Consider the following 7,462-nt stretch of genomic DNA (forward strand, 5'->3'; position numbering starts at 1 on the left):
GGAAGAAGATCATGACAGTTACTATGGGTTTCATTGGATTTGGAAAGAGTGCCAATCGGTATCATTTGCCGTATATCACTATTAGAGAGAACCTGCGGGTGAAGAAGATTTTTGATCTAAACATTAACGAAGCATTGGCTGCGCCGTATCGGGAAAAGGGTGTTGAATTTACTACAGAGATTGACGAGTTGTTGACGGACTCAGAGATCGAATTAGTAACAATCTGTACTCCTGCGCACACGCATTATGAATTGGCGAAGAAGGTTATTCAAGCTGGGAAATCTGTCATTGTCGAGAAACCTTTTTGTGATACCTTGGAGCATGCCAAAGAACTTTTTGAACTTGGCAAAGAGCAAGGCGTATTAGTTATGCCTTATCAAAATCGGCGGTTCGATGGGGATTATTTAGCAGTGAAGCAAGTAGTCGAACAAGGCTTTTTAGGTCAGTTGAATGAAGTAGAGACGCATATTGATTATTACAGACCAGGAAGTATTGCCGAGCCTGGGGTAAAAGAAAACGGTTCTTTTTACGGATTAGGGATTCATCTGATGGATCGTATGATCGCGCTCTTTGGCCGTCCAGATAAGGTAGCCTATGATATTCGGAATAATGAAGTAGAATCAGGGGTTGATAATTACTTTGATGTCGATCTGCACTACGGACATACATTTAAAGTAAAAGTAAAAACCAATCATGTCGTAGCCAGCAGTTATCCGCGATTTATTCTTCACGGGGAAAACGGCTCCTTTGTAAAATATGGAGAAGACCAGCAGGAGAATGATTTAAAAGCTGGAATAATGCCGGGATCACCAGGATTTGGCGAAGATTCTGTCATGTACTACGGAATCGCACGTTATAAAAATGCCAATGGCGATTGGATCGAAAAACAAATAAAAACACCAGTAGGCGATTACGGACGCTATTATGACGCTGTCTACGAAACGTTAAAAAATGGTGCGGAGCCATTAGTATCACAAGAAGAAGCATTAACGAATATCCAGATCTTGGAAGCAGGGTTCCATCAATCCAGCCCAAGTGTTTACACAATGGAGGCGTTAGTATGAAACGAATTCTAGCCTGTACCGCTTCAGATTATGGAAAAGACGCGACACCCTTGGAATTAAAGGAAGCCATTAAAGCCTCAGAAGGAAGAGTCATCTTAACAGATATCGCGGCAGAAACGACGCCGTTATATCCTGAAGTGACAAATGGAGAGATGGCAGCTGCCTTTGGTGCAGATTTATTATTACTGAAGGCAATCGATGTTCAAAAAATGACCATCAGTGGCATCGGTGAGATCAATCATTTATCCCGCTTAAGAGAATTAACTGGGACAGGAATCGGACTAAACTTAGAGATCGCAGATGGCATTCCGACCTTCAAACAAGTAAATAAAGAGTCGATCCAAGAAGCACTCTCGAAGGGCCCAGACTTCCTGTCCTTAACGGCTTACGTGAAGCCAGAGGCGACGCCTGAGCGGATCATCTCTGATATTCGATTAACAAGAGAGCATTATCAAGGACTGTTGATGCTGAATCCCGTATACAGTCATGGAATGGATATGTCCCTAGATAATCTATTAAGCTATGTAGAGGCAGGTGTTGACTTGCTTGTGCTGCCATGTCCTGGTGCAGTTGCCGGAGTTACTGAAGCAAAACTTTCAGAAATCATTTCGGCAGTAAGAGCAAAGGGAGCGTTAGTTTCTTGTACAGTTGGAACCTCACAAGAAGGTACGGATAAGGACACCATCCAACAAATGGCGCTTGCGGCTAAGCGAGCCGGAGCAGATGTCTTTGAGTTAGGTGATGCTGGAGTCTCTGGGATGGCTGTACCTACTACAATTTTCGAAGCTTCTGTAGCTATTCGCGGCAGACGCCATACGTTTGTTCGCATGGCGCGTTCAGCCAATCGATAAGACCTAGAATAAATAAAAACTGCTGAAACTTTAACTAAGTTTCAGCAGTTTTTTTGTACGGAGAAGGAGGGATTTGAACCCTCGCGCCGGTTTCCCGACCTACACCCTTAGCAGGGGCGCCTCTTCAGCCACTTGAGTACTTCCCCAAAAGAAGGAGGATAAGGGATTCGAACCCTTGCACGGTGTTACCCGCCTGACGGTTTTCAAGACCGTTCCCTTCAGCCTGACTTGGGTAATCCTCCATTAGGATCAACGGTTCCGACGGGATTTGAACCCGCGATCTCCTGCGTGACAGGCAGGCATGTTAACCCCTACACCACGGAACCTCTATGACACAAGAAATAGTATAGCGAAATACTTATTCATCTGCAACTGACTAAAGCTGAAATAAATAACGAAAGAAGTATATGTTTTTATTGAAATGAACAGTAAAAACAAAAGAAATATAAGGATTAAACAACGTTTTAGAAAAGATATTAATAGAAACCTTGCAAACTACTCAAGAAGCTTTGCTTTATTGGCGTGATATTTATTAATTATTATTTATCCATTTTTTTACTAACGAACATTTTTTGCAGTTAAAAATACTTTTTGTTAGTACTTATTCTAAAAAAATTATTCATTTTATTGATGTATTATGCTATTTTATTAATAGGTAATAAAGTTTTTTTGAATATTTTTCTGCTCTTTAATCAAGTAACTGAAAAGAGTACTAATTAGGAGTGTATTAGCTTAGAAGGATATGTAGGGGTTGGTGTTTAGGCTAATAAAAATAATAGGAGGGTTTATTATGAAAAAGATTGTAAAAATGTTGGTTATAGGGGTAGTGCTTACGAGTTTAGCAGCGTGTTCTGCTAACGAGAGTGGTACAAACGCAAATAACGCTGCCAACAAAGAATCATCCACAGAACAAAAGTCAGAATCATCATCTACTGTCGCTTCATCTGAAATAACTTTCGCAGAGGAGTCTGCCAGTCCTGAAGGGGAGAATTCGAACTCTAGTATATTCGATTTTATGATTAAGGCGGCACAATCTCAACTTCCTAGTATGAAGGAACAGTTCAACGGCGTATATTCGAATATAGAAATTCTCGCCGGAGAAAACCATACGATTGTTTATCAATTTACCTTCACAGAAGATAATGGATTAGCCATGGACGCGGCAGCATTAAAACCAGTGATGGTAGAACAAATGAAGCCCATCATGGATTCTGTAAACGGAATGATTCCTGATGCCAAAATCCAAGTTATCTATCTAAGACCTGATCTAACAGAATTAGGGAATATTATGATTACCCAAGAAGATACAAATGCAATTTCTAGTGAGGAAGATCCCATATAAAAAATCGAAGGCTTGGAGAGTATACGAATGAAAAAATTATTTATTTTAACATTGCTGCTAGGCGTACTAGCAGCTTGCGGCTCTGGTGGAACAAATGAAACGGATAGTTCAGAAAAACAGACAAAGGTATCTTCTTCAGTAGAAACTTCCTCTTCGAAAAAGAAGAGCGAATTAAAAGAAGTTGATTTTCAGCTTGAAGGAACAAAATATAAAGTAAAAATACTAGATAACTGGGAAGTTCTTCAAGACGAAGAGTTTGCTTTTAGTGCAAGTGATGAAGAGACTACAGATGGCTTGATGATCTATGGATTAAAGAAGACCGATGTCGATGGCTTTGATACATTTAAAAATAAGATACGAGAACAAATTACTTCAACAGAAGAATTTCAAATAAATGAAGAGACTGTCAAAGAAGAACCGTATCAAACGACTCATTATAAAGGTGTGCTATACGACTTAACTGGAAACTCTGAAGGGATGAATGGAAAGGTTCGTTTCTATATATTAGAGACCGAGACAGATTATGTAGTTATTAACATGATTGGTCTTCCTTCATTCTTTGAGAGGAACAGCGAAGTTGTTGATGAGATGCTGAATTCTTTTGTTGTTGTGTAAAAATATATGAAGCTTGAACAGTGAATGTTTGAGCTTCATTTTTCTGATTATGGAGAGAGAAAAAATAGGATTGAGGATTTAAAAACTACAATAAGGCAGTGAAATCTGTTTTGAAACGGTATTAGTGGTGGTAGCCGCTAATACCGCTTCTTTATAATGTTCCAGTAAACAAGCTCAAATTTAATTAAATCAATGAAACTTCTTAATAGCTTCCAGAACATCCACTTTGATATTGCTCACATGAATATATTTCTTTCCTTCTTCAGTAAGACTTTCGATAGCGAATTTTACGGTAGCTCCAGCTAAACAGGATTTCGAGCAGCAGTGAATGGCTTTTTTGTGTTTCCAATCCTCGTAAACAAAATAAGTTCCGATAAGGTTTATAGCATGGGGACGGTATGAATAAGTGTAATCACCAAGATCCTCTAAAAATACATGCTTGCAGTTTGGACAAAGGTACCATCGTCGGCCTGGATAATGACTAGGGACGATTCGTTTTTCCTTAATGCGAAGAAGCCGAACAGGATAACGACTGGCTGTAGGATAATGCTCATTCAGAAATACTAGATAATCAAGAATTTTTTGTTCACGAAAGGTGTAAACTTCTGGCTCTCTGGATAATTGCCTTTGATTCATAGAATCCCTCCTTTTGCCTTCAATTATACGGATTAGTAGCTTGATAGAATCTATTATCAACAAGTTTTATAAATAAGGTGTTTTTTGTCACACTTCCACCTTTATGCAAAAAATTTTTCTTTGCGAAGTTTCAATTAAATTGTTCATCACATTTAATAAAAAAGAGCACCGTTAAATAAAATGGATATAGAAAATAAGCTTGCGAATAGATAGAAGTTAAATTAACGAACAATTATTTATGATTTTTGTTGTATACATAAGTTTTTTCGCAGGTTGATCACCGCCTGTGATGTATTGCTCAATGCTGGTAAAATAGGTATTCTTTTTATAAGGAGTATTGAAAGAGTAAACGAAACTCAAGATAGGGAAGGTGATGGGAATGACAGAATTCAAAAAGGAACAAGAATTGTCGAATGAGCAAATCGACTACCAAAAAAGCTACTGTAAGAAGCTAGCTACTCGTTATGATGACTATACAGAAGAAGCGTTAAAGTTTGTTTTTAGTGCGTATTATCAACCAGAGGTATGGGAAGACGCGAGTCAGGTTTATAAAAAGGCGATTACTGATTTTCTTCCTTTGGATAAAAGTGAGATTCCTGTTCTTTTCGTAGGTGCAAACGCACAAAATAGAATTACTCGAAAAGCTAACGCAACGGGCTTTCTTCTGACGGATCACATGATCTATGTAAAAGAAGCGAGTATTTTTAATGACACATTGCCGCTAAGCTATCCTTATCCGGCAGCAAAAATTGAGGCAATCGAGGTATTGGAAAAATCGATGAAGGCCTTTGATTGGGAATACCTTGAAACCATTCTTCCTCCGCAAATCAAAAAAGAACTGACCCAATTAATGAGAGAAGCGATTACCGATATTCTTTCTGTGAAGGAAACGCTGGAGATTGCTCACATCGAACGACTCAAAGCCGGAGATGTGGAAGGAAGATTTGCTGAATTAGGGCTTAAGAATAATTCCCTGATAAAAATGGGAAGTGATAAGTCCCATCAGAAGCATTTCCGAAAAGTCATTAAGAAATTTGGCATCCCACAGGCCGAGACGATCCAATTTGCCATTACGGATTCCACATTCGTTGGTCCCTACGGACTGGTTGTCACAGAGCAAGCCATCTATTCGAAAGACACGCTTGAAAAGCCTGAACGTACGAAGCGAAACGACCTAGAAAAGCGTTATCCGTTTAAAATCGTTGAAGACAGTATTCTATTAGGAACGAATATCGCTCATATTTTGCCTAGCAGCTTAAAAGAAAGCGAGAAAGAATCGGTTAAGACGGTGCTGCAGGAGTATCTCAATGAGGAGATTCATTTGTAAAAAGGAGAAAAGATGAAAACAATTAAGCTTCTGCTAGTAGTTTTCGCAGGATTAGTTGTTCTTAGCGGATGCAAAGAAAGCATTGATACGAGTGCCTCTACTTCAAGGACAGTCGAATTATCAACAAACAGCTCAGAGTTTTCACAAGAAAAGATTACTCAATTCGAAGTTGGAGAAAAACTATTTCGGATGACTATTTCCGATTTTAATGTAATACCGGATGGAGAGATAAGCGATGAGAATGGGAACACTTGGCTAATCTTGCAAAGTGATAAATATCGTTCGTTGTTGATTCAATTATCACTACATAACAAAGCTGCCGTTGAACGACCGAACGCCTACTCTCTAGAGGAGCTAGATATAGAAAGAACGGATACAACAATGGTAAATTATCATCAATTCAATCGGGAAGAGTTATCAGAAGCAGTAAATGCTACAGGTAAAATCTATGAATTTGAAACAGAAGAAATCAATGGTCAGTTGGTATTTCTGTCTAAGCAAGAGCTAACGGCAAAAGAAAAGGAGTACTTCGATGAGATGATTAAAAGCATAGAAATCGTCGATCGTTAAAGATCGCTTAATAAGCGATCGAGAAGTTTTTTCCAATAGCTCTTTCTTGCATTATAGGAATGATTGTTTGACCAGTTCTTTTTAGGAAGCATCTGCGATCATGTGATCGCAGATGCTAGTATATACAGTCGTCACGGATCACGCCCGCTCAACCAGTGGTTGACCAGGGCAATGATCAGCCCCACAAAGAGCGGAGCGAGGACATATCGAATCAGCTCGCTCAAGGTGCATCACCTCCTCTCCGATGTGGAGGCTGACGACTTGAGCAAGATAGACCTACGCATTATTTATTTGAGAAGGGCAGAATTTAGCTGCTGGGATCACCATTTCGAGAACGGATGTCTGGGTCGTCCTTGTTCCGATTGATTTTTCGACGTAGCTGAGCGAGAAAGCCTTTTTGCCGACTCTCCTGTTCGGGAACATCTGACTGCGCAGCCGACAGGTTGGAAGAATCCTCAGCAGAAGAATTTTCTAATGATGTAATTGTTTTCTCTCCGATTTGTGGTGCATTTATTATTAATGAAGGGGAGTAGTTTCTCGTTTCTGCTGGTTCTTCCAAACTTTTAGCAATCGCAGTTCTCGATGTATTGAACAAATAGTCGTGGCTGTTTCCTGATTTAACAGCGGGCATTTCCGGTTCTTTCTCTATTTTTGGAGAAGGAACCGTTTTTTCTTTTTCGCAAGGGATGGCTTCTTCGGGTTCTTTTTCTTTATCGAAAATCTCGATTTCTTTGGTAGTAATGATTTTCGCCGTCACCACGGAATCAAATAGTTTTACGCCATTTTCTTCAAAAATATCCAACGTCGTTAAGAGTTCGCAAGCTTCTTTGATGACGGGGATCGGCAGATCATTCTTTAGATTGTTATATTTCCAGTCATGTGTTTTTCCTAAACCGTTGGTAAAGGTCGCCACTAAATCCTGTCTCATAGCCTTCTTTTCCTTTCTCAAATTTTCAGCGTAGATCATCTTCTATCAAGGTTCTGTAGTTTCTTTTGGACGTACTTTAGAAATCAAGGAACGAACAAATGACACGGCTTTTTCACCGAAGTTACGGAC

9 protein-coding genes and 3 tRNA genes are annotated in these 7,462 nt (G+C 39.4%); 6 read left to right on the top strand and 6 right to left on the bottom strand.

The features are described from left to right. Window positions 1–11: 11 nt before the first annotated feature. Complete coding sequence (locus tag RV13_RS04160; RefSeq protein ID WP_010746630.1) at window positions 12–1,064, top strand: oxidoreductase; 1,053 nt, start codon at window positions 12–14, stop codon at window positions 1,062–1,064. Continuing rightward, window positions 1,061–1,915 (top strand): DUF7916 family protein, encoded by an 855-nt coding sequence (locus RV13_RS04165; RefSeq protein WP_010746629.1) that lies wholly within the window; start codon window positions 1,061–1,063, stop codon window positions 1,913–1,915. The genes RV13_RS04160 and RV13_RS04165 overlap by 4 nt, the downstream gene beginning before the upstream one ends. A 58-nt stretch (window positions 1,916–1,973) precedes the next feature. Here the strand turns inward: RV13_RS04165 and RV13_RS04170 are convergent. The 3 genes from RV13_RS04170 to RV13_RS04180 form a co-directional block, all read right to left on the bottom strand. Then, window positions 1,974–2,061 (bottom strand) — tRNA-Ser (locus tag RV13_RS04170). A 6-nt stretch (window positions 2,062–2,067) separates the two neighbouring features. Further along, a tRNA-Ser gene (locus RV13_RS04175) sits at window positions 2,068–2,157 on the bottom strand. A gap of 11 nt (window positions 2,158–2,168) precedes the next feature. After that, window positions 2,169–2,241 (bottom strand) — tRNA-Asp (locus tag RV13_RS04180). Between the two features lie 464 nt (window positions 2,242–2,705). On the opposite strand from RV13_RS04180, the gene RV13_RS04185 reads away from it, so the two are divergent. Together RV13_RS04185 and RV13_RS04190 are read left to right on the top strand one after the other, a co-directional pair. After that, window positions 2,706–3,257 carry a hypothetical protein gene (locus tag RV13_RS04185; protein WP_010746628.1) on the top strand — a complete coding sequence of 184 codons (552 nt, stop codon included), beginning with the start codon at window positions 2,706–2,708 and terminating at the stop codon, window positions 3,255–3,257. A gap of 27 nt (window positions 3,258–3,284) precedes the next feature. Further along, window positions 3,285–3,872 (top strand): hypothetical protein, encoded by a 588-nt coding sequence (locus RV13_RS04190; protein WP_010746627.1) that lies wholly within the window; start codon window positions 3,285–3,287, stop codon window positions 3,870–3,872. Window positions 3,873–4,061: 189 nt separating this feature from the next. On the opposite strand, the gene RV13_RS04195 is transcribed toward RV13_RS04190, so the two are convergent. After that, on the bottom strand, window positions 4,062–4,508 hold the full coding sequence (locus tag RV13_RS04195) for a hypothetical protein (RefSeq protein WP_010746626.1): 447 nt from the start codon (window positions 4,506–4,508) through the stop codon (window positions 4,062–4,064). A 379-nt stretch (window positions 4,509–4,887) separates the two neighbouring features. Here RV13_RS04195 and RV13_RS04200 point away from each other — a divergent pair, with 379 nt between their 5' ends. Both RV13_RS04200 and RV13_RS04205 read left to right on the top strand, forming a co-directional pair. Then, window positions 4,888–5,835: a hypothetical protein gene (locus tag RV13_RS04200; RefSeq protein WP_010746625.1), complete on the top strand. Its 948-nt coding sequence runs from the start codon at window positions 4,888–4,890 to the stop codon at window positions 5,833–5,835. Between the two features lie 12 nt (window positions 5,836–5,847). Further along, window positions 5,848–6,405, top strand: coding sequence for a hypothetical protein (locus RV13_RS04205; protein WP_010746624.1), 558 nt, complete (start codon window positions 5,848–5,850; stop codon window positions 6,403–6,405). 131 nt (window positions 6,406–6,536) lie between these two features. Here the strand turns inward: RV13_RS04205 and RV13_RS21505 are convergent, their stop codons facing one another. Together RV13_RS21505 and RV13_RS04210 are read right to left on the bottom strand one after the other, a co-directional pair. Next, a complete protein-coding gene (locus tag RV13_RS21505) occupies window positions 6,537–6,629 on the bottom strand; it encodes a type I toxin-antitoxin system Fst family toxin (protein ID WP_111945260.1) in 93 nt (30 codons plus the stop codon). 83 nt (window positions 6,630–6,712) lie between these two features. Then, window positions 6,713–7,333 (bottom strand): DUF2922 family protein, encoded by a 621-nt coding sequence (locus RV13_RS04210; protein ID WP_010746623.1) that lies wholly within the window; start codon window positions 7,331–7,333, stop codon window positions 6,713–6,715. Window positions 7,334–7,462 lie beyond the last annotated feature (129 nt).

Origin of the sequence: Enterococcus raffinosus, assembly GCF_001886185.1 — a bacterium.
GTDB lineage: Bacteria > Bacillota > Bacilli > Lactobacillales > Enterococcaceae > Enterococcus_A > Enterococcus_A raffinosus.

Coding starts and splice junctions, on each gene's coding strand:
- RV13_RS04160 (WP_010746630.1), top strand. CDS start 12: ATGACAGTTACTATGGGTTTCATTGGATTTGGAAAGAGTGCCAATCGG.
- RV13_RS04165 (WP_010746629.1), top strand. CDS start 1,061: ATGAAACGAATTCTAGCCTGTACCGCTTCAGATTATGGAAAAGACGCG.
- RV13_RS04185 (WP_010746628.1), top strand. CDS start 2,706: ATGAAAAAGATTGTAAAAATGTTGGTTATAGGGGTAGTGCTTACGAGT.
- RV13_RS04190 (WP_010746627.1), top strand. CDS start 3,285: ATGAAAAAATTATTTATTTTAACATTGCTGCTAGGCGTACTAGCAGCT.
- RV13_RS04195 (WP_010746626.1), bottom strand. CDS start 4,508: ATGAATCAAAGGCAATTATCCAGAGAGCCAGAAGTTTACACCTTTCGT.
- RV13_RS04200 (WP_010746625.1), top strand. CDS start 4,888: ATGACAGAATTCAAAAAGGAACAAGAATTGTCGAATGAGCAAATCGAC.
- RV13_RS04205 (WP_010746624.1), top strand. CDS start 5,848: ATGAAAACAATTAAGCTTCTGCTAGTAGTTTTCGCAGGATTAGTTGTT.
- RV13_RS04210 (WP_010746623.1), bottom strand. CDS start 7,333: ATGAGACAGGATTTAGTGGCGACCTTTACCAACGGTTTAGGAAAAACA.